At 70.3% G+C, this 26099-nt stretch carries 23 protein-coding genes; 4 read left to right on the top strand and 19 right to left on the bottom strand.

The genetic code is table 11. From position 1 onward, the window contains the following. Window positions 1–95 precede the first annotated feature (95 nt). The 8 genes from ftsA to ACQ5SP_RS03890 form a co-directional block, all read right to left on the bottom strand. Window positions 96–1430, bottom strand: coding sequence for a cell division protein FtsA (gene ftsA, locus ACQ5SP_RS03925; protein ID WP_430936652.1), 1335 nt, complete (start codon window positions 1428–1430; stop codon window positions 96–98). Continuing rightward, window positions 1430–2314: a cell division protein FtsQ/DivIB gene (locus ACQ5SP_RS03920; protein ID WP_430936650.1), complete on the bottom strand. Its 885-nt coding sequence runs from the start codon at window positions 2312–2314 to the stop codon at window positions 1430–1432. The genes ftsA and ACQ5SP_RS03920 overlap by 1 nt, the downstream gene beginning before the upstream one ends. Then, a complete protein-coding gene (locus tag ACQ5SP_RS03915) occupies window positions 2302–3180 on the bottom strand; it encodes a D-alanine--D-alanine ligase (RefSeq protein WP_430936648.1) in 879 nt (292 codons plus the stop codon). Before ACQ5SP_RS03915 ends, ACQ5SP_RS03920 begins: the two co-directional genes overlap by 13 nt. Before the next feature lie 78 nt (window positions 3181–3258). Next, window positions 3259–4200: a UDP-N-acetylmuramate dehydrogenase gene (gene murB / locus ACQ5SP_RS03910; RefSeq protein ID WP_430936646.1), complete on the bottom strand. Its 942-nt coding sequence runs from the start codon at window positions 4198–4200 to the stop codon at window positions 3259–3261. Further along, window positions 4197–4463: a DUF2484 family protein gene (locus tag ACQ5SP_RS03905; RefSeq protein ID WP_430936644.1), complete on the bottom strand. Its 267-nt coding sequence runs from the start codon at window positions 4461–4463 to the stop codon at window positions 4197–4199. The genes murB and ACQ5SP_RS03905 overlap by 4 nt, the downstream gene beginning before the upstream one ends. Continuing rightward, window positions 4460–5857: a UDP-N-acetylmuramate--L-alanine ligase gene (murC, locus tag ACQ5SP_RS03900; RefSeq protein ID WP_430936642.1), complete on the bottom strand. Its 1398-nt coding sequence runs from the start codon at window positions 5855–5857 to the stop codon at window positions 4460–4462. The genes ACQ5SP_RS03905 and murC overlap by 4 nt, the downstream gene beginning before the upstream one ends. Continuing rightward, window positions 5854–6957 carry a UDP-N-acetylglucosamine--N-acetylmuramyl-(pentapeptide) pyrophosphoryl-undecaprenol N-acetylglucosamine transferase gene (locus ACQ5SP_RS03895; RefSeq protein WP_430936640.1) on the bottom strand — a complete coding sequence of 368 codons (1104 nt, stop codon included), beginning with the start codon at window positions 6955–6957 and terminating at the stop codon, window positions 5854–5856. Before ACQ5SP_RS03895 ends, murC begins: the two co-directional genes overlap by 4 nt. A 10-nt stretch (window positions 6958–6967) precedes the next feature. Further along, window positions 6968–8134: a peptidoglycan glycosyltransferase FtsW gene (locus ACQ5SP_RS03890; RefSeq protein WP_430936638.1), complete on the bottom strand. Its 1167-nt coding sequence runs from the start codon at window positions 8132–8134 to the stop codon at window positions 6968–6970. 147 nt (window positions 8135–8281) lie between these two features. Between ACQ5SP_RS03890 and ACQ5SP_RS03885 the strand changes: the two genes are divergently transcribed. Continuing rightward, window positions 8282–9499: an NAD(P)/FAD-dependent oxidoreductase gene (locus ACQ5SP_RS03885; protein ID WP_430936636.1), complete on the top strand. Its 1218-nt coding sequence runs from the start codon at window positions 8282–8284 to the stop codon at window positions 9497–9499. A 171-nt stretch (window positions 9500–9670) separates the two neighbouring features. On the opposite strand, the gene murD is transcribed toward ACQ5SP_RS03885, so the two are convergent. The 10 genes from murD to ACQ5SP_RS03835 all read right to left on the bottom strand — a co-directional run bounded on the left by murD (window position 9671) and on the right by ACQ5SP_RS03835 (window position 21719). Beyond that, the gene (gene murD, locus ACQ5SP_RS03880; RefSeq protein WP_430936634.1) at window positions 9671–11083 is read right to left on the bottom strand and encodes a UDP-N-acetylmuramoyl-L-alanine--D-glutamate ligase; all 1413 of its coding nucleotides are present in this window, start codon (window positions 11081–11083) and stop codon (window positions 9671–9673) included. A 1-nt stretch (window position 11084) separates the two neighbouring features. After that, window positions 11085–12170, bottom strand: a complete 1086-nt coding sequence (mraY, locus tag ACQ5SP_RS03875) for a phospho-N-acetylmuramoyl-pentapeptide-transferase (RefSeq protein ID WP_430936632.1) — start codon at window positions 12168–12170, stop codon at window positions 11085–11087. Beyond that, window positions 12171–13622 (bottom strand): UDP-N-acetylmuramoyl-tripeptide--D-alanyl-D-alanine ligase, encoded by a 1452-nt coding sequence (locus ACQ5SP_RS03870; protein WP_430936630.1) that lies wholly within the window; start codon window positions 13620–13622, stop codon window positions 12171–12173. Next, the gene (locus ACQ5SP_RS03865) at window positions 13619–15106 is read right to left on the bottom strand and encodes a UDP-N-acetylmuramoyl-L-alanyl-D-glutamate--2,6-diaminopimelate ligase (protein WP_430936628.1); all 1488 of its coding nucleotides are present in this window, start codon (window positions 15104–15106) and stop codon (window positions 13619–13621) included. The genes ACQ5SP_RS03870 and ACQ5SP_RS03865 overlap by 4 nt, the downstream gene beginning before the upstream one ends. A gap of 22 nt (window positions 15107–15128) precedes the next feature. Next, entirely contained in the window at window positions 15129–16913 is a 1785-nt protein-coding gene (locus tag ACQ5SP_RS03860; protein ID WP_430936626.1) for a peptidoglycan D,D-transpeptidase FtsI family protein, read from the bottom strand. After that, window positions 16910–17266, bottom strand: coding sequence for a cell division protein FtsL (ftsL, locus tag ACQ5SP_RS03855; protein WP_430936624.1), 357 nt, complete (start codon window positions 17264–17266; stop codon window positions 16910–16912). Before ftsL ends, ACQ5SP_RS03860 begins: the two co-directional genes overlap by 4 nt. Next, on the bottom strand, window positions 17266–18279 hold the full coding sequence (gene rsmH / locus ACQ5SP_RS03850) for a 16S rRNA (cytosine(1402)-N(4))-methyltransferase RsmH (protein ID WP_430936622.1): 1014 nt from the start codon (window positions 18277–18279) through the stop codon (window positions 17266–17268). Before rsmH ends, ftsL begins: the two co-directional genes overlap by 1 nt. Window positions 18280–18282: 3 nt before the next feature. Next, a complete protein-coding gene (gene mraZ / locus ACQ5SP_RS03845) occupies window positions 18283–18783 on the bottom strand; it encodes a division/cell wall cluster transcriptional repressor MraZ (RefSeq protein ID WP_430936620.1) in 501 nt (166 codons plus the stop codon). A 541-nt stretch (window positions 18784–19324) separates the two neighbouring features. Next, a complete protein-coding gene (locus tag ACQ5SP_RS03840; protein ID WP_430936618.1) occupies window positions 19325–20425 on the bottom strand; it encodes an Mrp/NBP35 family ATP-binding protein in 1101 nt (366 codons plus the stop codon). A gap of 79 nt (window positions 20426–20504) precedes the next feature. Next, a complete protein-coding gene (locus tag ACQ5SP_RS03835; RefSeq protein ID WP_430936616.1) occupies window positions 20505–21719 on the bottom strand; it encodes an MFS transporter in 1215 nt (404 codons plus the stop codon). A 171-nt stretch (window positions 21720–21890) separates the two neighbouring features. On the opposite strand from ACQ5SP_RS03835, the gene ACQ5SP_RS03830 reads away from it, so the two are divergent. Together ACQ5SP_RS03830 and ACQ5SP_RS03825 are read left to right on the top strand one after the other, a co-directional pair. Continuing rightward, window positions 21891–22112 carry a DUF1127 domain-containing protein gene (locus tag ACQ5SP_RS03830; protein ID WP_430936614.1) on the top strand — a complete coding sequence of 74 codons (222 nt, stop codon included), beginning with the start codon at window positions 21891–21893 and terminating at the stop codon, window positions 22110–22112. Window positions 22113–22417: 305 nt separating this feature from the next. Next, the gene (locus ACQ5SP_RS03825; RefSeq protein ID WP_430936612.1) at window positions 22418–22633 is read left to right on the top strand and encodes a DUF1127 domain-containing protein; all 216 of its coding nucleotides are present in this window, start codon (window positions 22418–22420) and stop codon (window positions 22631–22633) included. Window positions 22634–22869: 236 nt separating this feature from the next. Here the strand turns inward: ACQ5SP_RS03825 and ACQ5SP_RS03820 are convergent, their stop codons facing one another. Continuing rightward, a complete protein-coding gene (locus ACQ5SP_RS03820; protein WP_430936610.1) occupies window positions 22870–25236 on the bottom strand; it encodes an ATP-dependent helicase in 2367 nt (788 codons plus the stop codon). A gap of 117 nt (window positions 25237–25353) precedes the next feature. Here ACQ5SP_RS03820 and ACQ5SP_RS03815 point away from each other — a divergent pair, with 117 nt between their 5' ends. Further along, complete coding sequence (locus ACQ5SP_RS03815; RefSeq protein ID WP_430936608.1) at window positions 25354–26073, top strand: ZIP family metal transporter; 720 nt, start codon at window positions 25354–25356, stop codon at window positions 26071–26073. Window positions 26074–26099: the final 26 nt, after the last annotated feature.

Here is a 26099-nt window from a genome sequence, read left to right as displayed (position 1 = left end):
GCGAGGTCACCAAAAAAACGCCAATTTGACACAATATATGGGCGCTTTCCCCGCCAATTCGGCGGGATTTTGCTGAGTTCCCCAGATATTGCGGTTTACCAGTTGTCCCTGAACCACTTCACCGCCCTTTTCAGCGATCTGGCCGGGTAGCGTTCGACCGGGATCTCGAAGTCCCACCATTCGTCCTGCGGATGCGCTGCGAACAGGCAGAGCCCCACCGCAGAGGAAAAGGCCGGCCCGGTCGCGGCCTGCGGCAGCCCCTGCACGCGCAGCGGGCGCCCGAGCCGGACATGCTGGCCCAGGATCTTGCCCGCCAAACCGTCGAGCCCCGGGATCTGGCTGGCCCCGCCGGTCAGCACGATCCGCTGGCTCGGCAGATGCTCGAAGCCGGCGGCGTCGAGCCGCTCGCGCACCTCTTCGAGGATCTCCTCGACGCGCGGGCGCATCACGCCGATCAGCTCGGCGCGGCTGACCGTACGCCGGTCGTGTTCCCAGTCGCCGGTCTCGCCGCCGATCTCGATCATCTCCCGGTCGTCCATGCCCGTGGCCACCACGCCGCCATAGAAGGTCTTGATCCGCTCGGCGGTCTGCATCGGCACCTGCAGGCCCTTGGAAATGTCGAGCGTGACGTGGTCGCCGCCCAGCCGCACGCTGTCGGCATAGATCATGTGCTTCTTCATGAAGATCGACAGCCCGGTCGCGCCGCCGCCCATGTCGATACAGGCCGCGCCAAGCTCCTGCTCGTCCTCGACGAGGCTCGCGATGGCCGACACATAGGCCGAGGAGGCGATCCCGGCCAGCTCGAGATCGCAGCGCTTCACGCAGTAGAGCAGGTTCTCGACCACCGCCCCGTCGACGGTCAGCAGATGCATGTCCACCGAGAGCCGGTTGCCGATCTGGCCCCGCGGATCCCCGAGACCGCTGCGATGGTCGATGGCGAAATTGACCGGCTGCGCGTGGAGCGCCTCGCGCCCCGCGCCGTAATCCGGCACGTCGCAGGCCGACAGGACCCGTGCGACGTCGCATTCGTCGACCGCGCCGTTCTCGAGCGGGATCGCCCCTGCCAGGCCGTAGCTGCGCGGGCGTGCGCCCGAGAAGCTGGCGATCACGTGATCCACCCGGACATTGGCCATCTTCTGCGCGCCCTGCACCACGGTACGGATCGCGCGTTCGGTTTCCTGCATGGCGTCGATCTCGCCGAACCGCACCCCGCGCGAGCGGGTCGTGGCGGCGCCGATGACGCGGAACCGCGATTGCCCGGCCATCGGCCCGACGCCGTCGGCGGTCTTGACGGGATCCAGGCCGTCGAAGCGCAGCACGAGACAGGCGATCTTGGACGTGCCGACATCCAGAATGGCGACGACGCCCCTCTGCATGGCGGCCTGGCGCTTGTTCCGCATCGCGCGTTGGGACTGGTAGAGATCGGTCATCAGGCGTCTTCTCCGTCATCCAGGCTTCTGAAACGGCGCAATTCTTCCAGCGCCTTGCCACTGAGCCGCAGCGTCGGGCGGCGCCCGTCGCGCATGTCCACGACGCTGACGTCGCGGGCGAGCACGTCCTGCGCATCATCGAGCGCGATGACCCGTTCGAGCGCCGCGACCGGGTTCCTTTCGGGCAGCATGATCCGCTGGTCGCGGTCGAGCACCAGGTCCCAGCGCCGCTCGCCCATGCGGGTCAGCCCGCGCACGCGGTCGCCGATGGGCGTCGCCGCGGCGAGCACCTGCAACGCCTCCGCCACGACCCGGTCGGCACCGTCGCCGGCGACGAGCGGCAGGTCCGGGCGCGCGTCCCGCGCCGGGATCGCGGCGACGCGGTGACCGCCCTCGTCCAGCAGTTCGAGCCCCTCGCGAGACCGCCACACGACCGCCGGCAGGCGTTCATCGACGCTCACCTCCAGCACACCGCCCGCGACGACGCGCAGTTCCGCGCCCGCCACGGCGTCGAGGCCGGCGACCTGTGCGCGCATGTGATCCAGCTCGAGATCGAAGGAGCTGACGGGAAAATCCACCGGCAGGATCTCGCGGATGTCGGCGGAAAGCTCGGGCGACGCGCCCTCGATCCGCATCAGGTCGACCATGAATTCGGGGCGCTGCTCGATCGAGCGGCGGATTTCTGCGACGTGGCCGCGCAGCGCGTCGAGCCGGTCGGCATCGCCGAGATACCAGGCGGCGCCGCCGGCGATGACGGCCACCGGCAGCCCCTTGCGCAGAAGCGCGCGGTAGAACGGCGTCAGCCACATCCGTTCGATCCGGTAGGCCCAGCGGCTCGGCGCCGGATCGCGGCGCGGGGTTGGATCGCGCCTTATCGGCCGCATGATGCATCCTCCACCAGCCAGCGGCAGAGCGGCCCGAACCCCATGCCGCAATACTCTGCCTGCTCGGGGGTCAGGGAGGTGGGGGTCATGCCCGGCTGGGTGTTGGTTTCAAGCAGGTAGAGCCCCGCGGCCCCGGCGGACTCGTCCCAGCGGAAATCGGTCCGGCTCACGCCACGGCAGCCCAGCGCCGCATGGGCACGACGGGCATAGTCCATGCAGGCGTCATGGATCTCGGCCGGTACGTCGGCGGGCACCTCGTGGCGCGACCCGCCGGCGGCGTATTTCGCCTGGTAGTCGTACCAGCCCTCGGTGAGGATGTCCGTGACGGTGAGGGCGCGGTCCCCCACGACGCTGACGGTCAGCTCGCGCCCGGCGACGTACCGCTCCACCATGACCGTGGCCGGCATGTCGTCCGCCAGGCGCGGCGGCGCGTCGGCGCCCTGCGGCACGATGTAGATCCCGACCGAGGATCCCTCGTTGTTCGGCTTGATGACATAGGGCGGGTCCATAGCGTGGGCCGCCGCGGCCACGTCACGCGCCACCAGCCGGCTCTCGACCACCGGCAGGCCGCTGGCGGCGTAGACCTCCTTGGTGCGCTGCTTGTCCATGGCCAGCGCCGAGGACAGCACGCCGGAATGGGTATAGGGCAGGCCCAGCCATTCGAGCAGTCCCTGCACGCAGCCATCCTCGCCCCAGCGCCCGTGCAGCGCGTTGAAGGCGACGTCGGGGCGAATGGCGTCGAGGCGCGCGGCCAGGTCCCGGCCCGCATCCAGCTCGATCACTTCGAATCCCTCGTCCCGGAGCGCGGCCGCGCATTCCCGCCCCGAAGAGAGCGAAACCTCGCGCTCGACGGACGGGCCGCCCATCAGCACCGCAACTCTGGGGGATGTCCTGCTCGACATACCCGCCTCTGTGCCTCGTGGACCTGTCGCGCAGGTCCTTGGTTATTCGTTGTTTTCCGGGGCCGGTTGGCCGACCCTCATGATCTCCCACTCTAGCGAAATTCCGCTGTGTTGGAAAACTCTTTTTCGAACCTCTTCGCCGAGAGATTCCAGCTCGGCCGCCGTGGCCGTGCCGGTGTTGGTCAGGAAGTTGGGATGCTTCGGGTTCATCTGCGCCCCGCCCCGCCGCGCGCCACGCAGCCCGGCCGCGTCGATCACCGACCAGGCCTTCAGCTCGTGGCTGTCATCGGCCTGCCCGGTCGAACTGAAGCCGGCGGGATTGCGAAAGGTCGACCCGGCGGTGCGGTCCTTCGTCGGCTGGGATGCGTCGCGCCGGGCGAGCTGGTCGGCCATCTTCGCCTCCAGCGTGGCCGGGTCGCCCGCCCCGCCTTCCAGGACCGCCTCGACGATCACCGTGTCGGGCGCCAGATCGGTGCGGCGATAGGCAAAGGCGAGATCCGCGGCCGTGAGCGTCACGATCTCCCCGGCCCGCGTCACCGCCGTCGCCTCGACGAAGACATCGGCCATGTAGGTGCCGTAGCAGCCCGCGTTCATCCGCACGGCGCCGCCGATCGCCCCGGGTATCGTGCGCAGGAAGGTCAGGTCGATCCCGGCCGCGGCCGCGCGCCTGGCGACCTGCGCATCGAGCGCGGCGGCGCCCGCGCGCACCCGGGCGCCCTCGACCGCGATGCCGTTGAACCCGCGGCCGAGCCGGATCACCACGCCGCGGATGCCGCCGTCACGCACGATCAGGTTCGAGCCGACCCCCATCGGGAAAACCGGCACCGCGCGCGGCAGGGCCTTCAGGAAGGCGGCCAGATCGTCGATGTCGGCCGGCTGGAAGAACCACTCCGCCGGGCCGCCCACGCGCAGCCATGTCAGATCGGAGAGCGGGCGGCCTGCGGTCAGGCGGCCGCGGGGGGCGGGCATGGTCGTCGGGCTCATGGCTCGGCCGGTCCCTCGCCCCCGAACCGCCGCCGCAGCCAGCGCCAGAAATGGTAAACGGGCCAGCGCAGCATCGAAGCCCCCGCCGCGAGCACGAGCAGTCCCACCCAGGGCCCGTTCTCCCAGGTCACGTAGCCCAGCAGCGGAACGCCCACGGCGATCAGCCCGTAGGCGGCGGGCCAGTGGTCGCGCTTGCTCGGGAACATCGCGATCACGTTCGCCACCAGCGCCCAGAGGCAGGCCAGGATCAGCGAAAGCGTCATGCCGCGAGATCCTCGACCAGCCCGTGCGCCCAGGCCGAGATGGTGCCGGCGCCGAGACAGATCACCATGTCGCCCGGTTTCGCCTCCGCCGCGACGAGCGCCTTGAGTTCCGCCTCTCCGTCCAGCGCCACCGCGTGGCGATGGCCGTGGCGCACCAGCCCGGCGACCAGGTCGTCGCGGCTGGCACCGGGAACCGGCGCCTCGCCCGCGGCATAGACCTCGGCGATCGCCACGACGTCGGCGTCGTTGAAGCAGGAGCAGAACTCCTCGAACAGGCTCGACAGGCGCGAGTATCGGTGCGGCTGGTGCACTGCGATGACCCGGCCCTCGGCCGCCTGGCGCGCGGCGCGCAGCACCGCGGCGATCTCGACCGGGTGGTGGCCGTAATCGTCGATCACCGTGGCGCCGTTGACGGTCCCCACCCGCGTGAAGCGGCGATTGACGCCGCCGAACGCCGCCAGCGCGGCGCGGATCTCGGCGCGCTTCATGCCCAGGTGACGGGCCACCGCCACCGCTGCCAGCGCGTTCGAGACGTTGTGATCGCCCGGCATGGGCAGACTGCAATCCTCGATCCGCGTGCCCTCCGCCCGCAGCGCGATGTCGAAGCGGGCGATGCCGCCCTCGTAGTGCAGGTTCTCGGCGCACACGTCGGCCTGGGCGTTGAAGCCGAAGGTCACGACTCGGCGGTCGCGCACCCGCCCGACCAGCGCCTGCACCTCCGGGTGATCCGTGCAGCACACCGCCAGCCCGTAGAAGGGAATGTTCGACACGAAATCCTGGAAGCCCTGGCGCAGCGCGTCGAAGCTGCCCCAGTGCTCCATGTGCTCGGGATCGATATTGGTGACGATGGCGATGGTCGCCGGCAGCCGGTTGAAGGTGCCGTCGCTCTCGTCGGCCTCGACCACCATCCATTCGCCCCCGCCCATCCGCGCGTTGGAGCCGTAGGCATGGATGATGCCGCCATTGATCACCGTCGGGTCCAGCCCACCTGCATCGAGCAGCGTGGCCACCATCGTCGTCGTGGTGGTCTTGCCATGGGTGCCGGCGACCGCGATGTTCGACTTCAGCCGCATAAGCTCGGCCAGCATCTCGGCGCGGCGCACCACCGGCAGGCCGCGCCGGCGGGCCTCTTCCAGCTCGGGATTGCCGTCCTTGATCGCGGAAGAGATCACCACGACCTCGGCCGCCGCCAGGTTCCCGGCCGCCTGCCCGATCGTCACGCGGGCGCCCAGCTCGGCCAGCCGCTCGGTAATCTTGGACTGCTTCAGGTCAGACCCCTGCACGGTGTAGCCGTGGTTCAGCAGCACCTCGGCGATGCCGGACATGCCGATCCCGCCGATACCCACGAAATGGATCGGGCCCAGTTCCAGGGGCAGTTTCGTCGCCGCGTTCATGCCTCGTCCTTTCCGGCCAGCGCCTCGACCAGGCCCGCCAGCGCCTCCGCCGCGTCGGGCCGTCCCTGCGAGACCGCCGCCGCCGACATCTGCCGCGCGCGGTCCGGATCGCCCAGGATCGCCTGCATATGCTCCGCCAGCCGCCCGGCATCAAGCCCGTCCTCAGCCAGCACGACCGCCGCGCCGGCCTCTTTCAGCCCGCGGGCGTTCGCGGTCTGGTGATCCGCCGTCGCGGCCGCGAAGGGGATCAGGATCGCCGGGCGTCCGACGACCGAGATATCCGCCACGGACGAGGCCCCGGCCCGCGCGATCACCAGCTGCGCCTCCGACAGGCGGCGGGGCACGTCGGCGAAGAAGGTCGCGACCTCGGCCTCCATGCCGAGATCGCGGTAGGCGCGGAGCACGCGTTCGACATCTTCCTCGCGCGCCTGCTGCGCCACCCGCAGATGCGCCCGCAGCGGCGCCGGCAGTTCGGCCACCGCGGCGGGCACGAGGTCGGCCAGGATCCGCGCGCCCTGGCTGCCGCCGATGGCCAGCAGGCTCATCGGGTAGTCGCCGGGCGGGATATAGCCCGCGCCCGCGCGCTCGCGGATCGCACCGCGCACGGGGTTGCCGGTATGAACGGCCTCCACCCCAGCCGGCAGCGCCGTCGGCCATGTGCCGCAGGCGACCCGGTCGACCCGTTTCGCGAAAAGCGCGTTGACCCGGCCGAGCACGCCGTTCTGTTCGTGAATCATCCGCGGCAGGCGCAGCGCCCAGGCCGCGGCCATCGCCGGGATCGCCGGGTAGCCGCCGAACCCCGCGACCACCGCCGGGCGGTCGCGCAGCATCGCCGCCAGCGCGCCGATCACCCCGGCGGCGATGCGGAACGGCGCGGCGAGCTTGGCCAGGGCCCCGCCGCGCGCGAAGGTGGCCGAGGGCATGACCCGGACCTCGACCTCGGACGGAAAGCCATGGGTGTACCGCGCGCCGCGCGCATCCGTCGACAGCCGGACGCGCCAGCCGCGCGCCAGCATCTCCTCGGCCAGGGCCTGCGCGGGGAACATGTGCCCCCCGGTTCCCCCGGCCGCGATGATCAGCAACGGCGCGTTCGTGTGCATGCGGGCCTTTCTAGCGCCAGCTGCGGCGCAGGATATCGCTCATCTCGCCCTGAGGGCGGCTGCGGGTGAAGGCCAGGAGCATACCGATCGCGATGCCGCCCGCAACCAGGGAAGATCCGCCGTTCGAGACGAAGGGCAGCGTCATTCCCTTGGCCGGCAGCAGCCGCACCGCCACGCCCATGTTGATGATGGCCTGCAGCCCGAAGAGACAGGCGATGCCGGTGCCCGCGAGCCTGATGAAGGGGTCGCGCTCCTTCATCAGGCGAAACAGCGAGCGGACGGTCACCACCGCGTAAAGCGCGATGATGAACAGCACCAGCACCAGCCCGTATTCCTCTGCCGCGACGGCGATGATGAAGTCGGTATGCGCGTCCGGCAGCGACCATTTCACCGTGCCCTCGCCGACCCCCACGCCGAAGAAGCCGCCCTCCTGGATGGCGTTCGTCGCGTAGCCGATCTGGGTGGTCGGGTCGACCTCGGGCGAGAGGAACCCGTCGATCCGCCGCGCGAAATGCTCGGAGTTCTGATAGGCGACCGTGCCCGCGAAGACCGCCGCGCCGGCCAGGCCGATCAGCAGGATCAGCGGCGCGCCGGCCACGAAATACATCACGCCCCAGCCGAACAGCACCAGGACCGCCTGGCCGAAATCGGGCTGCATGGCCAGGAAGGCCACGATGATCAGCGCGAGGATGAGCGAGTAGAGCTTGCCGGGCGGGCCGTTGATCTCCATCGAGGCGGCCATCAGCCAGGCGCCCAGCACGATGAAGCCCGGTTTCAGGAATTCCGAAGGCTGGACCGACCCGAAACCGAGGGAAAACCAGCGCACCGCGCCCTTGCCGAAATCGGTGCCGAAGACGGGCAGCAGCGCCAGCCCCGCGAAGGCGATGAAGAAGCCCAGCACGCCGAGGCGCCGCACCAGCTTGGGCGACATCATCGAGGTCACGAACATCACCAGCAACGCCGCACCGCCGAACACCGCCTGTTTCTTCACGTAGTAGAAGGGCTCGAACCCGTTCTTGGCCGCCAGCGGCGGGGACGCCGCGAGCCCGAGCAGGATACCGATGCCGAACAGCAGAAGGATCGCCGAAAGCGACCAGCGATCCACCGTGCGCCACCAGCGCGGCAGAACGGGCTCGCCCGGCCGCGCGGCCACTGTGCCATAGACCATTTCCGTCATGGGATACCGCCTTACTGCCTCGTCCGTCGCCCGTTTTCCGGGTCTGGGGCCAGCATAGCGCCAAACGGGCCTTCGCGCCAGTCGCGATCTCGCCCGATCCGGCGATGCCCTCTTGCCGGGGCGCGGCATCCATGCTCGAAGGCGCGCATGACGGCCATGGAGACATATGACACGGTGATCCTCGGCGCGGGCGCGGCGGGGATGATGTGCGCGGCCCACGCGGCGGCGCACGGCGGCCGCGTGGCGGTGATCGAACACGGCAAGGCCCCGGGCGAGAAGATCCGGATCTCGGGCGGGGGGCGCTGCAACTTCACCAATCTCCACACCGCGCCCGAGGCCTTCCTGTCGGACAATCCGCATTTCGCCCGCTCGGCGCTGGCCCGCTACACGCAGTGGGATTTCATCGACCTCGTCGGCCGGCACGGGATCGCCTGGCACGAGAAGACGCTGGGCCAGCTTTTCTGCAACGGCTCCGCCAAGGAGATCATCCGGCTGCTGATCGACGAGATGGCGGCGGTCGGCGCCGAATTGCATCTCGGCACGACCGCCGACGAGATCGGCCATGACGGCGCGCGGTTCACCCTGCGCCTCGGCGGGGCGGGCGGCGGGCGCGCGGCGACCGCGCGCCAGCTCGTCGTCGCCACCGGCGGCAAGTCGATCCCCAAGATGGGCGCCACCGGCTACGGCTATCACCTGGCCGAACGCTTCGGTCACCGGCTGATCGCGCCGTGCCCGGCCCTCGTGCCCTTCACCTTCGGCGGTGCCGAGCTGGCCGCCGCCCGCGCGCTGGCCGGCGTCGCCACGCCGGCCCGGGTGCGTGCCGGCGGCGGACCGGCCTTCGAGGAGGCGCTGCTGTTCACCCATCGCGGCCTCTCAGGCCCGGCGACGCTGCAGGCGAGTTCCTACTGGCACGACGGCGCGCCGGTGGAGATCGATCTCCTGCCCGGCGCGGACAGCCGCGACATCCTCGTCGCCGCGCGCAACACGGCCGGGCGCCGGCAGGTCGCGACCGTCCTGGCCGGATACCTGCCGCGGCGCCTTGCCGAGGCGGTGACGGGGGATCTGGGCCTGGCGGGCAACGTCGCGGATCTTCCGGCAGAGGCCCTCGACCGCCTCGCGGCGCGCCTGGACCGCTGGCAGGTGCACCCCACCGGGACCGAGGGCTACCGCACCGCCGAGGTCACCGCGGGCGGCATCGACACCTCCGGGCTCTCGTCCAAGACGATGGAATCGCGCCATCTGCCCGGTCTCTTCTTCATCGGCGAGGTCGTGGACGTGACCGGGTGGCTCGGCGGATACAACTTCCAATGGGCCTGGTCCTCGGGATGGGCCGCGGGGACCGCGATCGCCGAACGCAGGGCCTGACGGCCACCCGTGCGCGGGCGCCTTCGGCGCCGGAGTCCATGCCTCCGGCGGGGATATTTCCGCCCCTTGGAAAACACCGCCGCCTCCAAGTGGGACAAGTATCCCCGCCGGAGGCCGCGCGCCCGGCAGGGCGCGCAAGAAAGGGCGTGGCGCGCGCATGCGCGCCGCCGCTCAGTCGCGCCGGGACGCGATCCAGGCTTCGACGCGGGCGGTGAAATCGGCGCCGCGGGCCTCGAAATCGGGATATTGATCGAAGCTCGCCGCCGCCGGCGCCAGCAACACCGTGTCGCCCGGTTCCGCTTCCGCGGCCGCGCGGGTGACGGCGGCCTCCATCGTTTCGCAGACCTCGTGCGGGATATCGGCCAGCGCAAGCGCGAAATCGCGGGCGTCATGGCCGATCAGGTAGGCCTTGGCGACAGTGTCGAGCGCCCCCAGCGCCGCGCCGAGGCCGCCCTCCTTGGCCAGCCCGCCGGCGATCCAGCGAATGCGCGGAAACGCCTTCAGCGCCTGCGCCGCGCTCTCGGCATTGGTGGCCTTGGAATCGTTGACGAAGCGCACGCCGCCGGCCTCTCCCACGAGCTGGCTGCGATGGGGCAGGCCACGGAAGCTGGCAAGGCCCGCCGCGACGGTCTTCGGCGCGAGCCCCAGCGTGCGCGCCACGGCGTAGGCCGCGCAGGCGTTCTGGTGGTTGTGCGCGCCCGGCAGCCCGGGGATCTCGCGCAGGTCGATCGCGCCCACCTGCCGTCCCTTGCGCCACTCGGAGAGAAAGCCCTTGCGCGCGAAGACCGACCACCCCGGCCCCGGGAGCTTGCGCGCGGCCGAGATGCGGATCACGCACAGATCCTCGGGCGCCTCGGCCATCTGGTTGGCAAGGTAGCGTCCCTCGTCCTCGTCCACGCCGATCACCGCGCGGTCCGGCCCGCCCTCGGCGAAGAGACGCCGCTTGGCGGCGAAATAGCCACCCATGCCGCCATGGCGGTCGAGGTGATCGGCGCTGAGGTTCAGGAACACCGCGATGTCGGGGGTCAGGGCGCGGGCCAGCTCGGTCTGGTAGCTGGACAGCTCCAGCACCACGATCTCGCCGTCCTGCGGCGGATCGATGTCGAAGACGCCCCGCCCGATATTGCCGGCAAGCTGGACCGGGCGGCCGGCCTCGGCGAGAAGATGCGCGATCAGCGCGGCCGTGGTCGACTTGCCGTTGGATCCCGTCACCGCGACGACGCGCGGCGGCTGGTCCATGCGCGCCCAGTCGTCGTCCGCGAAGGCCCGGAAGAACAGCCCGATATCGTTGTCGACCGGCACGCCGGCGTCCCAGGCGGCGGCGATGACCCGGTGCGGCCCGGGGTAGAGATGCGGGATGCCGGGCGAGACAACCAGGCAGGCGACGTCCTCGAAGGCACCCTGCCGGGTGAGATCATGAAGCGTGTGGCCCGCCTCCTCGGCACGGGCGCGCGCCTCGGCGCTGTCGTCCCAGACCAGGGCCTCGGCGCCGCCGGCCGCCAGCGCGCGCGCCACCGCGAGGCCCGAGCGCCCGAGCCCCAGCACCGCCACGCGCCGGCCGGCATATTCGCGGACCGCGATCATGTCACCGCACCTTGAGCGTGGCGAGACCGATCAGCGCCAGGATCAGCGCGATAATCCAGAAGCGGACGACGATCTGGCTTTCCGCCCAGCCCTTCTTCTCGAAATGGTGGTGGATCGGCGCCATCAGGAAGACCCGTTTGCCGGTGCGCTTGAAATAGAGCACCTGGATGATGACCGAGAGCGCCTCGACCACGAAAAGCCCGCCGACGATGGCCAGAACGATCTCGTGCTTGGTCGCCACCGCGATCGCGCCGAGGGCGCCGCCCAGCGCGAGCGAGCCGGTATCGCCCATGAAGACCGCCGCGGGGGGCGCGTTGTACCACAGGAAGCCGAGCCCGCCGCCGATCAGCCCGGCGGTGAAGATCAGGATCTCGCCGGTGCCGGGCACGTAGTGGACGTCGAGATACTCGGTGAAATCGACCCGACCGACGGCGTAGGCGATCACCCCCAGCGTTCCGGCCGCGATCATCACCGGCATGATGGCGAGGCCGTCCAGCCCGTCGGTGAGGTTCACCGCGTTGGCCGCGCCCACGATCACGATCATGGCGAAGGGCACGAAGAGCAGCCCCAGATTGACCAGCACGTCCTTGAAGACCGGCAGCGCCAGCTGGTTGGTCAGCTCGGCCGGGTGCACCCAGGCCGCCGCGCCGCCGGCGATCGCCGCGATCAGGAAACCGAGCGCGAGCCGCACCTTGCCCGGCACGCCCTTGTGATTGTTCTGGCTGACCTTCTGGTAGTCATCCACGAACCCCACCAGCCCGAAGGCGATGGTCACGAAGAGCACGATCCACACATAGGGATTATCGAGCCGCGTCCAGAGCAGGGTCGAGACCACCAGCGCGCCCAGGATCAGCACCCCGCCCATGGTCGGCGTGCCGCTCTTGGTCAGCATGTGGCTTTCCGGCCCGTCGTCGCGGATCGGCTGGCCGTTGGACTGGCGCTTGCGGAGCAGGTTGATGAGGGGACGGCCGAAGAGGAACCCGAAGATCAGCGCCGTGAAGAACGCGCCGCCCGCCCGGAAGGTAATGTATCGAAACAGGTTGAACAGGTCGCCGCCGTCCGACAGTTCACTCAGCAGGTAGAGCATTCACTCGGTCCCCCGGTCTTGGTTCGGGGTGGCTTGCCCCAGTTTCCGGAGCGCGTCAACGACGAGGCTCACCCGCGAACCCTTGGACCCCTTGACCAGCACGACATCGCCGGGGTCGGCCAGGGTATGGGCGCGCGCGGCCAGGTCCTCGGCGGTCTCCACCCAGGCCCCGCGCTGATCTTGCGGCAGCGCCTCCCAGAGGCTTCTCATCCGCGGTCCCACGCAGTGCACCCTGGCGACGGCGGCCATCGATGGCTCCCCGGCCAGCGCCGCATGGGCGGCCATTTCGCCCGCGCCCAGTTCCAGCATGTCGCCCAGCACCGCGATGCGCCGCCCCCGCGAGACCCGGCCCACCCCGTCCACGGGATCGGCCGCGGCCAGCACGTCCAGGGCCGCGGCCATCGAGGCCGGGTTGGCGTTGAAGGCGTCGTCGATGAGGTCGAAACCTGCCGCCTCGTCGTAAAGATCGAGCTGGACCCGGGCCCGGTCGCCGCGTCCCGCGGGCGGCGCCCAGCGCGCCAGCGCCACCGCGGCAAGCGCCGTGTCCGCCCCGAGCGCCTCCACCGCGCCGAGCACGCCCAGCGCGTTCATCGCGAAATGCCGCCCCGGGCTCGCGATCTTGAACATGAGCTCGGCGCCGTCCATCCGCGCCTTCACGACCGTCGCGTCCGCCGCGAGCGTGACCGAAAGGCCGCGGATATCCGCCACGGCGCCGATCCCGAAGCTTCGGATCCGCGCGCCGGCCTCTGCCGCGCGGGCGCGCAGGATCGGCAGCGTGTCGATGTCGGCGTTCAGTACCGCGATACCGCCGGGTTCGAGCCCCGCGACGATGTCGGCCTTTTCGCGGGCGATGCCCTCGATGCTCTCGAAGGCCTCGAGATGGGCCGGCGCAACCGTGGTGATCAGGGCCACGTGGGGCCGCGCGAGCCGCGACAGCGGCGCGATCTCGCCGGGGCGATTCATGCCGATCTCGATCACCGCGAAATCCGCGTCCCGCGGCAGCCGCGCCAGCGTCAGGGGCACGCCCCAGTGGTTGTTGTAGCTCTTTTCCGCGGCGTGGGTCCGGCCCTGCGCGCCGAGGACGGCGGCCAGCATTTCCTTTGTCGAGGTCTTGCCGACCGAGCCGGTGATGCCAACGACCCGCGCCGCGCTGCGCGCGCGCCCCGCACGGCCGAGCGCGGCCAGCCCTTCCAGCACGTCCGGCACCACGAGAAGCGGCGCATCCGCGGCGACGCCCTCGGGATGGCGCGAGACCATGGCGGCGGCCGCGCCGCGCGCCAGCGCGTCGGCGACGAAGTCGTGGCCGTCGCGCCGATCCGTCAGCGCCACGAAGAGATCGCCCGGCGCCAGGCTCCGCGTATCGATGGAGACGCCCGTCGCCTGCCAGTCGCCGTTGACCGTGCCGCCGGTGGCCGCCGCGGCCTCGGCCGCTGTCCAGAGCGGCGCGCTCACGCGACCCTCCCGTCAAGCGCGGCGACCGCCATGCTGGCCTGCTCGACATCGTCGAAGGGGAAGACATCCTCGCCCACGACCTGGCCGGTCTCGTGCCCCTTGCCGGCGATCAGCAGCGCGTCGCCCGGCTGCAGCGCGTCGACGCCGCGCAGGATCGCCTCGGCCCGGTCATGCACCTCGACCGCCTCGGGACAGGCGGCCATGATCTCGGCACGGATCGCGGCGGGATCCTCCGTCCGCGGATTGTCGTCGGTGACGAAGGCGAGATCGGCGTGATCCGCCGCAGCCTGCCCCATGAGCGGGCGCTTGGTACGGTCGCGGTCGCCGCCGGCGCCGAAGACGACGATGAGCCGCCCCATGACGTGCGGGCGCAGCGCCTGCAGCGCCGTGGCCAGCGCATCCGGCGTGTGGGCATAGTCGACGAAGACGGCCGCGCCGTTCTCGCGCGTGGCCGCCAGTTCCATCCGTCCGCGCACGGTCGACAGGTGGCCGAGCGCGCCGAAGACCGCGTCGGGGGCCTCGGCCGCGGCGATGGCCAGCCCCGCCGCCAGCAGCGCGTTCTGCGCCTGGAAGCCGCCGATCAGCCCCAGCCGCAGCTGCCGCGCCTGGCCCTGCCAGCGGAAGCGCAGCTCCTGGCCGGTCGCGTCGAAGCGCTGGCTCTCGATCCGGAGATCGGCATTGTCGGCGCGGCCCACCGTCAGCAGGCGCTGCCCGCGCGAGGTGGCAAGCGCCGCCATGACCGGGCCTTTCGGATCGTCGATATTGATGACCGCGCCCCCGTCATCGGGCAGGACGCGGGTGAAAAGCCCCGCTTTCGCGGCGAAATAGGCGTCGAAGCTGCCGTGATAGTCGAGGTGATCCTGGCTGAAATTGCTGAAGGCCGCGGCGGCCAGGTGCACCCCGTCGACCCGGCGCTGTTCCAGCCCGTGGCTCGAGGCCTCCATCGCGACATGGGTGACGCCGGCATCGGCCATCCGGGCCAGCGCCCGATGCAGCGTGATCGGCTCGGGGGTGGTGTGGGCGAGCGGCGCGGAAAAGGCCCCCTCGATCCCGGTGGTGCCCATGTTGGACGCCGCACGCCCGAGCACCGTCCAGATCTGGCGGGTGAAGCTGGCCACCGAGGTCTTGCCGTTCGTCCCGGTCACCGCGACGGCCACCTCGGGCTGGCGGTCGAACCATCGCGCCGCGGCCCTGGCCAGCGCCAGGCGCGGATCCTCGGACAGCACCAGCGTCGCGTCGCTTTCGGCCAGCGCCTCGGCGGCGATGGCGGCGCCCTCGGAATCGGTCAGCACCGCCGCCGCCCCCATGCGCAGCGCGTAGGAAATGAACTCCGCCCCGTGCACCCGCGTGCCCGGCAGCGCGGCGAAAAGATGGCCCGGCCTGGTGTCGCGGCTGTCCACCGACAGCCCGGTGACGCGCCGCGGCCCGCCCTCGGGCAGACCGAGCGCGTGGAGTGTCCTGGTCTCTGCCCGGTCCGTGGTCATGCGGTGTGGGTCCGACTCTGCCTCAGTTGCCCGTCAGCTTTACCCCGAAGGCCGGACCCGGTTCAATCTCGGGCCGCATGTCCAGAAGCGGCGCGACGCGGCGGATCAGCTCGGACGCGACCGGCACGGCGGTCCAGCCCGCGGTGCGCTGCGCCTCGCCGAGCGCCGAGACCGTCGGCTCGTCCAGCGTCACGATCAGAACGTAGTCGGGGTCATGGGCCGGGAAGAGCCCCGCGAAGGTCGCGATCACGCGGTCCTCGTAATACCCGCCCCGCGGGCGCGGCTTGTCGGCGGTGCCGGTCTTGCCACCCACCGCGTAGCCCTCGACCTCGGCGAAGCTGGCGGTGCCGCGGGTCACGACCTCGCGCAACATGCCGCGGATCGTGCGCGACGTCTTCTCGGAGATCACCCGCTCCGCGCAGCCCGGTTCCGGCGCGCGCCTGACAAGCGTCGGCGCCACCTTGCAGCCGCCATTGACGACAGAGGCATAGGCCGCCGCCAGGTGCAGCGGGCTGGCCGAGAGGCCGTGGCCGTAGGAAATGGTCATGGTCGACAGCTCCGACCAGCGCGCGGGCAGCAGCGGCGCGATGCCCGGCGCCTCGACCAGCTCGACGGGCGTGGGCTCCGTCAGGCCCAGCCGTTCGAGGAAGACCCGCTGGCGGTCGCCCCCGATCTGCTGGGCAAGCCGTGCCGTGCCGATATTCGAGCTTTTGACGATCACGTCGGTCAGGCTCATCTCCGACCCGTAATCGTGGAAATCCCGGATGCGGAACTTGCCCCAGCGCAGCGGCCCCTGGGTGTCCACCATCGTCCCGGGCGCGGCCACGCCCATCTCGAGCGCCTGCGCCGCGGTGAAGACCTTGAAGGTCGAGCCCAGTTCGTAGACCCCCTGCACCGCGCGGTTGAACAGCGGGCTGTCCGACGGGTCGCCCTCGGTCAGCGGTACGGGCCGGTCGTTCGGGTCGAAATCGGGCAGCGAGACGAGGCTCACCAGCTCGCCCGTCCTGGCGTCCATCAAGATCGCGGTCGCGCCCTTGGCGTCCATGATCTTCATCCCGCCCTCGAGCACGCGGCGCGCGGTGGCCTGCACCGTCAGGTCCAGCGACAGCTCCAGCGGCGCGCCGCCATTGGCCGGATCGCGGAGGTAATCGTCGAAGGCCTTTTCCACCCCGGCCACGCCGATCACCTCGGCCGAATGGACGCCCTCGCGCCCGAAGCCGGCGCCGCCCAGCACATGCGCGGCCAGCCGGCCATTGGGATAGAGCCGCATCTCGCGCGGTCCGAAGAGGAGGCCCGGCTCGCCGATGTCGTGCACCATCTGCTGCTGCTCGGGCGATATTTTCCGCTTGATCCACAGGAACTTGCGCTTTCCGGTGAAGTCCTCGACCAGTTCCTCCTCGTCGAGATCGGGGAAGATTTTCGCCAGCTCGCGCGCCGCGCGCGCGGGCTCAATCATCATCGGCGGCTGGGCATAGAGCGCATTGGTGACCAGGTTGGTCGCCAGCAGGCGGCCATTGCGGTCCACGATGTCGGCGCGCTGCGCCACGATGCTCTCGCCACCGGCCGAGGCCCGCGGCTCCGAGGGTTCGGTCGAGGCGAGCACCCCCATCCGCGCGCCCACGACGGCGAACAGCATGACGAACATCACCGCCATCATCAGCAGGCGGCTCTCGGCGCGGACCCGCATGCGGTCGCGCATCCTCTCGTGGCGCAGCCTGATGTTCTCGCGCTCGATCGCGTCGGGGTTTTCGCCCTTTGCGCGGGCCTCGAGCACGCGGGCGAGCGGGCGAAGCGGCGTACGGGTCATTCGGCGACTCCCTCGATCAGGCGGGCCGCGACATCGACCGGGTCCAGGATCTCGAAGCGCGGCTCGGGCGCGGGATAGGCGACCTCGGCCACGCTGCCGAAATGCTCGGGCGCCAGCGGCATCAGCTGCAGGTCCGGAAAGTTCAGCTCCGACAAGTCACGTAGCCTCTCGGGGCGGTTGAGATAGGCCCATTCGGCGCGCAGAACCGCCAGCCGCTCGCGCGCGTCGCCGATCTGGCGCTGAAGGCTCTTGACCTCGCGCAGGGCCTGCTGGGTCTGGTAGTTCTCGTGATAGGCCCAGTAGGCCAGCGCGATCACCGCAAGGGTCGACAGGACATAGATCAGGCCACGCATCAGATCTCTCCACTCAAAGCGATCCGCGGCAGGCCCAGCGCCTGCCGGTCGACGGGTTCGGCCGGCGCGTCGGTCCGCCGCGCGACCCGGAGCTTGGCCGACCGCGCCCGCGGGTTGGCGGCGCGTTCCGCCGCGTCGGGGGTGACGGCCTTCTTGGTGACCCGCTCGAAGCGGGGCGTGTGCGCGGCGGCGGCCGGGGCATGGCGGCTGCCGCCGCCCCCGGTGCTCGACCGGTCCTGGATGAACCGCTTGACGATGCGATCCTCCAGCGAATGGAAGGTGACCACGGCCAGGAGGCCGCCCGGCGCCAGCGCCCGCTCGGCCGCGGCCAGCCCCTCGGCCAGCTGGCCCAGCTCGTCATTGACCGCGATCCTGAGCGCCTGGAAGGTGCGCGTCGCCGGGTTCGGCTGGCCCGGCTTGGGGCGCGGCAGGCAGCGCGCGACGATCGCGGCGAGCTGCCCGGTCGTGGTGATCGGCGCCTCGGCGCGGGCCGCCGCGATGGCCCTGGCGATCCGGCGCGCAGCACGGTCCTCGCCGTATTGGAAAATGATGTCGGCCAGAACGCCCTCGTCGAGCGTGGCGACCAGATCGGCCGCGCTGCGGCCCTGCCCGCTCATCCGCATGTCGAGCGGGCCGTCCTGGGCGAAGGAGAAGCCGCGCGCCGCCTCGTCGATCTGCATGGACGAGACGCCCACGTCCAGCACCACCCCGTCGAGCGTTTCGGCGCCGGCCGCGGCCGCGAGGACATCGAGCTTCGCGAATTCGCCTTCGAGCAGCGCCAGCCGGTCGCCGTAGTCCCCGACCCAGCCCCGCGCACGCTCGAACACGGTCGGGTCGCGATCCACCGCGATCACCTGCGCGGCGCCCGACTCCAGCAAGGCCCGGGTATAGCCGCCCGCGCCGAAGGTGCCATCGAGCCAGGTGCCCCGCACGGGCGAGACGGCGGCGATCAGCGGGTCCAGCAGGACCGGGATATGGGGTGCGTCGGCAGGTGCGGGGGCCCGGGCCGCCATGGCCTAGCCCCCATCCGGCTGGTCGAGCAGGACGAGGGGGTCGAAATCCTCGTCGTAATCGTCGTACCAGGTCTCCATCTCGGCCTCGTGCGCCGCGTAGGCGTCGGGCTCCCAGATCTGGAAGGTGTCGCCCGTGGCGATGAAGAAGGCCTCGCCGGCGATGCCGATCTTGTCGCGCAGCTTCTGCGGCAGGACGAGCCGGCCGGTCTCGTCGACCTGGGTGGCCAGCGACTGGCCGTTGAAGAGCTTTTCGAGCAGGCGCCGCGATTTCGAGCCGCGCGGCAGGCGGGAAATCTTCTCGTCCACCTCCTCGATGGCGACCATGTGGAAGCCCTCGAGGTAGTTGCGGCGCTTGTCGCCGTAGACGATGACGATGTTGGGGTTGAGACCCTCTTTCCAGTCGGGATCGTTGTCCTCGAGGACACGGCGAAACGCGGCGGGGATCGAGACCCGCCCCTTGCCGTCCACCTTGTGGACGCTTTCGCCTCTGAACGTCCGCGCCACGGCGTCGCTCCCTTGCTGTCCCCGAGACGAAACGGCGGACCGAGCCGCTGCCATAGCCCGATCCGCCGCCCTCGTCCCATCTCTGGGTCTGTCCGGCTGCGCTGCCACCTGGGGGGATGTCTGCTCGCTGGCGCGCCGGATCTCTTGGTTCGATGAAAAAGCGGGGCCTGTATGAAACCTGACTTTGGGTTGGTTGGGTCTTGGTGCCCTTTAATTCCCGTTCCTCATCGGTGAATTAGGGATGCCATGGGAAAACATGGAAATCAACTCCAATCTATGGGAACAGGTGCCTTTCTGCTCGATCATGGACGCGCACCAGGGTGGTGAGCGCCTGTCATTCCGAGAATTTTTCGAAGGGGTTGCGATCAACTACGCATGAAACACAATATATGGTGTTTTTATCCGCAGGACGGCGCGTTCCCATCATTTCCCGAAAAATTCCAGGGGAAACGAGGTCAAAACGGGAACATCCTGCGGGAGACCGGCAGCACGGGACGAATCATGCGGGAAATGATGGGACGCGGGGCGTGATTCGCCCCGATCAGGCGACCCCGTCGGCCACGAGACGGGACGCGAGCCCGGCATAGGCCTCGGCCATCGGGCCATCGCCCGCCGCGATCGGCGTGCCGCTGTCCCCGGCCACCCGGATCTCGAGCGAGAGCGGCACCTCCCCCAGGAACGGCATGCCGCGCGCCTCGGCCTCGGCGCGGACGCCGCCGCCGCCGAAGAGATGGGCCTCGTTTCCGCAATGGGGGCAGACATAGGCCGACATGTTCTCCACCAGCCCGAGGATCGGGGTGCCGAGCTTGTCGAACATGTCCATCGCCTTGCGCGCGTCCAGAAGCGCCACGTCCTGCGGCGTCGAGACGATCACCGCGCCGGTCACCGGCGCCTTCTGGCACAGCGAGAGCTGCACGTCGCCCGTGCCGGGCGGCAGGTCCACGATCAGCACGTCCAGGTCGCCCCATTCCACCTGCGTCAGCATTTGCTGGAGCGCGCCCATCAGCATCGGCCCGCGCCAGACCACCGCCTCGTCGGCCTTCAGCATGAGCCCGATCGACATCATCGTGACGCCATGGGCCCGGAGCGGGATGATCGTCTTGCCGTCGGGCGAGGCGGGCCGCTTGGACACCCCCATCATGCGCGGCTGCGAGGGACCATGGATGTCGGCGTCCAGAAGCCCGACGCGGCGCCCCTGCCTTGCCAGCGCCACGGCAAGGTTGGAGGCCAGCGTCGACTTGCCGACACCGCCCTTGCCCGAGGCAACGGCGAGGATCCGCGCGACGCCCGGCACCTGTTGCGGCCCCTGCTGCGGCGTCGGGTGCCGGCCGATCTTGAGGCTCGGGGGCTCGCCCCCCTGCCCCTGCGCCGGCTGCTTCGGCGGCTGCTTGGCCGCAGGCGCGTGGGCGGTCATGGCCACGGCCGCGCTCTCCACGCCGTCCAGGCTCTCGACCACCTGCTGCACGGCGGCGCGCACCGGCTCGAACTTCCCGGCGGCCTCGGGGTCGACCTCGATGACGAAGCGCACCTTGCCGCCATCGACGTTCAGCGCCCGGATCATGTCGCGCGACACCAGGTCGCCGCCATCGGGCAGCGCAATCGTCTTGAGGGCGTCGAGCACATCGTCACGGGTCACGGGCATTGGGGCCTCCGGTCGGCATCATCTGCGTTCAGGCCTTACTTGATGCAGGACGGGCCGGGCGGCAAGGGTCGCCTGCCGGTCATCGCCGGGCAAAGAGCCGGCGATCCGCCGAGACCACCGCGACGACGAGCGCCAGCAGCCCCAGCGCGCCGCCGCCCGTCAGCGACACGGCGAGACCCGCCGCCTCGGCCACCGCGCCGAGTGCAAGCGCCCCCAACGCCACGGTGCCGAAGCCGAGCATGACCCAGAGGCTCATCACCCGGCCGCGCAGCTCGTCGGAAAGCCCGGCCTGGATCGCCGCCTGCAGGCTGACACCGACATAGGTGCCGCAGAAACCCAGCGCCGCGACCGTGGCCAGCGCCAGCGGCCAGGACCCGGTATGTCCCAGCACGATCACCAGCGCGAGCCCGGCCGCGGCGGCCAGGATCACCGCCGGCGGGATCCGCCCGCCGGCCTCGCCCCGGCCAAGCGATTTGGCGAGCGCTGCCGTCAGCGCCCCTGCCCCGGCCGCGGCCGAGATCAGGCCAAGACCCGGCGCACCGCGTCCGAAGGCCCCGTCAGCGATCACCGGCAGGATCTCCAGCACGCCGCGCCCGGCGACGGCGAAGACCGACGTCACGATCACGGCGGTCCGCACGAGCGGCGTGCGCCAGACATGGGCCACCCCCTCCGCGAAGGCAGCCGCGAAGCGCGGCCGTGGCCCGGCGCCGTTGCCGATGGCGCGCGGTGTCAGGCGGTGCAGCACCGAGAGGATCGGCAGGTAGAGCGCCGCCGCGACCCAGAGCGCGGCAACCACGCCGGCCCGGTCGATCACCCAGCCCGCCAGGGCCGGCGCCACCAGCCGGGCGACGTTGAAATTGAGCGCCGAGAGCGCGACCACCGAGGCGACGCGCGCCCGCGGGACCAGCCGCGGGGCCAGCGACATCCGCACCGGATGATGGCCCGAGGCGATGACCCCGATCGCCAGCGCGATCGCCGACAGCAGGAACGGCGTCGCCATGTCCGCGGCGTGCAGGGCCGCCAATGCCGCGATGCAGAGAGGCATGGCCCCGTTGGTCAGGTAGCTCGCCCGCAGGATATCGGCGCGATCGACCAGGACCCCGAACACCGGTCCGGAGACGAGCATCGGCGCCAGGCTGAGCGAGGCGACAAAACCCACGAAGGCCGCGGACCCGGAAATTTCCCATGCAATCCAAGCGACTGCGATTCGCTGGAACCAGATCGCGTTCACCGCGAAAACCGCGCCGAGAAAGTAGTATCGAAAGGCCGGGACGGCCAGAGCGCCCAAATTCATCTCACCTTGCCCAGCCCCTGTGCAGACCCTGCACGGGGCTTGCATTTGCTGCATAGCAGCATTGTCCGATCCCAGGATTGTCGCAGCGCAGCATTCGCATATCTTCGTTCGTGACAGCGGCGCAGACGGGCCTGGCCCCGCGCCGCACCGCGCAAACGAGAGGTGCTTCACATGGCACTGGTACAAGCACATGGCGGCATGCGTGACGGGCTCGGCGCCCGGATCGCTGCGATCGCGGCAGGGATGCGCGAGGCATACGCCCGCTACCGCATCTACCGCAAGACCAAAGCGGAACTGCATGCGCTGGACGCCCGCGAACTGACCGATCTCGGCATCGTGGCCCGCGATATTCCCGCCCTGGCCCGCGACGCGGCCCGCCGGGCACAGATCTAGACACCGGGTTCAGAAAGCCCCTCCTCCTCCCTGGGTTTTCTGTGACGATGCGGCGGCGCCTCCTCCTCCCTGGCGTCGCCGCTTTTCGTTTCACCACCGCGCCGCCGCGCCCAGCCCGGGCCGGCGGCGTTTTCATGTGCGCAAACAAGGTCAGTAATACGTATGTATTTTCTGCATAGCGGCGTTGATCATTCGGCGGATTGTGCAGCCGCGGCAAAGCCATATGTTCCGTCTCGACAGCGGACGGACGGGCCATCCGGGCCCGCGCACCGCACCGCATGACGACGAGAGCAGAGGAAAAGAACATGGCTTTCCTGAACGACACCCGCGGCTTCGACATCACCCTGGCCGACAGTATTCGCAGCGCCTTCAAGGCGCAGGCGGAACGCCGCGCGCTGCGCCGCGCCTACCGCCGGACCCGTGACGAGCTGGCCGGCCTGTCGGGCCGCGAACTGGCCGATCTGGGCATCAGCCGCAGCGAGATCACCCGGGTCGCCCACGAGGCCACCTACGGCGCCTGAGCGCGCCCGAACGAACACCAGGCCGGTCCTCCCCCGGTCCTGGGCCAGCGACGGCGCGTTCCTCCTCCCTCGCCGCCGTCGCGCAGATCCGGGGCTCCTCCCTCCCCGGTCCAGACGTCGCCGGGTCTTCCTCCTCCCTGAGACCCGATACGTCGCAGGAACGGCGGCGCCCTCCTCCCGGGCGCCGCCGTTTTCGTTTCCCGGTTTCCCGTAACGCTTCCGGGCGCGCGTGCCGCTCAGAACGGCACGTCGTCGGCCCGGTCCGCGGCGACGACGAAGCGCGCCACCACCTTCTTCAGGCCCGCCTTCTCGAACGCGATCTCGAGCTTGTCGCCCTCGATGCCCGTGACGTGGCCATAGCCGAATTTCTTGTGAAAGACCCGGTCGCCCTGGCCGAAGCTCGACACCGCGTCGAGATCGATGACCTGCGAGCGGCTTTCCCGCGGCTGGCTCACGGGCCGCTGCCCCGCGCGGGACTGCATCCGCCGCCAGCCGGGGGAGTTGTAGACATTCGCTTCCGAGGCGCGGTCTTCCAGCGTCGAGGCCGGCACCACGCCGGCCGCGCCGAACCCGCCGCCGTAAAGCCCCGGCGGGGTCAGCACCTCGACATGATCCTCGGGCAGCTCGTCGATGAACCGCGAGGGCAGCGCCGACTGCCACTGGCCGAAGACCCGCCGGTTGGCGGCGAAGGACACGGTACAGAGCTCGCGCGCACGGGTAATGCCGACATAGGCGAGCCGGCGCTCTTCCTCGACGCCCTTGAGGCCCTGCTCGTCCATCGACCGCTGGCTGGGGAAAAGGCCGTCCTCCCAGCCTGGCAGGAAGACGGCGGGAAACTCCAGCCCCTTGGCCGCGTGCAGCGTCATGATCGAGACCTTGGGCTCCTCCGCCTCGGTCTCGTTGTCCATGATCAGCGCGACATGTTCGAGGAAGCCCTGCAGGTTCTCGAACCCCTCGAGCGCCTTGACGAGTTCCTTGAGGTTCTCGAGACGGCCCGCGGCCTCGGGCGAGGTGTCGGCCTGCCACATGGCCGTGTAGCCGGACTCGTCGAGGATCACCTGCGCCAGCTCGGTATGGGGCATCTCGCCGGTGCGCGCCATCTCGCGCCAGCGCGCGATGCCGTCCAGCAGTTCGGCCAGCGCCTTGGCGCCCTTGCCGGTCAACCCGCCCTCTTGCAGCAGCAGGCCCGCGCCCTCGGCCAGGGCCACGCCGTTGGCCCGTGCCGTGATCTGGATCTTCTGCTGCGCCTTGTCGCCGAGCCCGCGCTTGGGCGTGTTCACCACCCGCTCGAAGGCGAGATCGTCGTCCGGCGAGATCACCAGCCGGAAATAGGCCATCGCATCCCGGATCTCCATCCGCTCGTAGAACCGCGGACCGCCGATGACCCGGTAGGGCAGCCCGATGGTCAGGAACCGATCCTCGAAGGCGCGCATCTGGTGCGAGGCCCGCACCAGGATAGCGATCTCGTCGAGCGAGAACGGCCGCAGCCCGCGGGTGCCGCCCTGCATCGCCTCGATCTCCTCGCCGACCCAGCGGGCCTCTTCCTCGCCGTCCCAATGGCCGATCAGGCGCAGCTTCTCGCCCTCGGGCATGTCGGTCCACAGCGTCTTGCCAAGCCGCGATTCATTGGCGGCGATCACGCCCGAGGCGGCACCGAGGATATGCGGGGTCGAGCGGTAGTTCTGCTCGAGCCGGACGACGGTCGCGCCCGGGAAATCCTTTTCGAACCGCAGGATGTTGCCGACCTCGGCCCCACGCCAGCCGTAGATCGACTGGTCGTCATCACCCACGCAGCAGATGTTGCGATGCCCCTGCGCCAGCAGCCGCAGCCACATGTACTGCGCGACGTTGGTGTCCTGGTACTCGTCGACCAGGATATAGCGGAACCAGCGCTGGTAGCGCGCGAGCACGTCCTCATGGGTCTGGAAGATCGTGAGGACATGCAGCAGCAGGTCCCCAAAATCCACGGCGTTCAGCTCGCGCAGCCGCGTCTGGTAGGCCGCGTAAAGCTCGGCGCCGCGGTGATTGAAGGCCGAGGCCTCGCTCGCCGGCACTTTGCCGGGGGTCCAGGCGCGGTTTTTCCAGTGATCGATCAGCCCGGCGAGCTGGCGCGCGGGCCAGCGTTTCTCGTCGATATTGGCCGCGGCGATCACCTGTTTCATCAGGCGAATCTGGTCGTCGGTGTCGAGAATGGTGAAGCTCGACTTCAGATCCACCAGCTCGGCATGGCGGCGCAGGATCTTGACGCAGAGCGCATGGAAGGTGCCGAGCCACGGCATGCCCTCGACCGTCTCGCCCAGCAGACGCCCGACGCGCGTCTTCATCTCGCGCGCGGCCTTGTTGGTGAAGGTGACCGCCAGGATCTCGTTGGGCTGCGCGCGCCCGGTGTTCAGCAGATGCGCGATCCGGGTCGTCAGGGCCTTGGTCTTGCCCGTCCCCGCCCCGGCCAGCATCAGCACCGGGCCGTCCAGCCGTTCCACCGCCTGGCGCTGCGCCGGGTTGAGATCGTCCAGGTAGGGGGCGGGACGCGCCGCCATGGCCCGCGCCGCCAGCGAGGCGCGCGCGCCCTGCTCGAAGGCGTCATCTTCATCGAAACCGCTCATGGCGCGCAATCTAGCCCGACCGGTCGCGAAGTTAAAGATTTGTTCGCAGATTGTTCCAGCCCTTTTCGGTCATGCGGCACAGGTTTACAGAGGGGACGTCCTGCCCGAGGTCACCAGATGCCACAGATCGCCGAAGCCCTGCTTTACGCGCTGCTTGCCGGCGCCATGATCCCGCTTGGCGGGATACTGGCCCAGCGCGAGAACATCCGCCCGAACTGGCTCGAACAGGAGTTTCGCCACAGCGTCATCGCCTTCGGCGGTGGCGTGCTGCTGGCCGCGATCGCCTTCGTGCTGGTGCCCGGCGGCACCGAGGATCTGCCGGTCTGGGCCAGCATGGCGGCGATGGCCGCGGGCGGGATCGCCTTCGCCCGGCTGGATCACTGGATCGCCAACAGGCTCGGCAAGGCCGGGCAGCTCGTGGCGATGCTGGCCGATTTCCTGCCCGAGGCGGTCGCGCTCGGCGCGCTGTTCGCCGCCGGCTCGGAGGCGGCGCCGCTGCTGGCGCTGATGATCGGGCTTCAGAACCTGCCAGAAGGTTTCAACGCCTACCGCGAACTGGCAGCGGCCGGCCATCACGGCCCGCGCCGGGTGCTGACCGTCTTCCTGGCCTGCGCGGGGCTGGGCCCGCTGGCGGCACTGGCCGGGATGGCCTGGCTGGCGGCGGCCCCGGCGGTGACGGGGGCGCTGATGCTCTTCGCCGCGGGCGGACTCCTCTACCTTATTTTCGAGGATATCGCGCCGCAGACCCCGCTCGAGCGGCGCTGGGCGCCGCCGCTCGGCGCAGTGGCGGGCTTCATGGCGGGGCTGCTCGGGCATCTGCTGCTCGGCGTGCAGTGAGCCCGGCTTTCCCGTCCCGGCGGGCA

The sequence above is a fragment of the Rhodovulum sp. YNF3179 genome (assembly GCF_050586465.1).
Lineage (GTDB): Bacteria > Pseudomonadota > Alphaproteobacteria > Rhodobacterales > Rhodobacteraceae > CAJXYS01.
The sequence above is the reverse complement of the archived record's forward strand: the minus strand, read 5'-3'. Positions and strand labels throughout refer to the sequence as shown.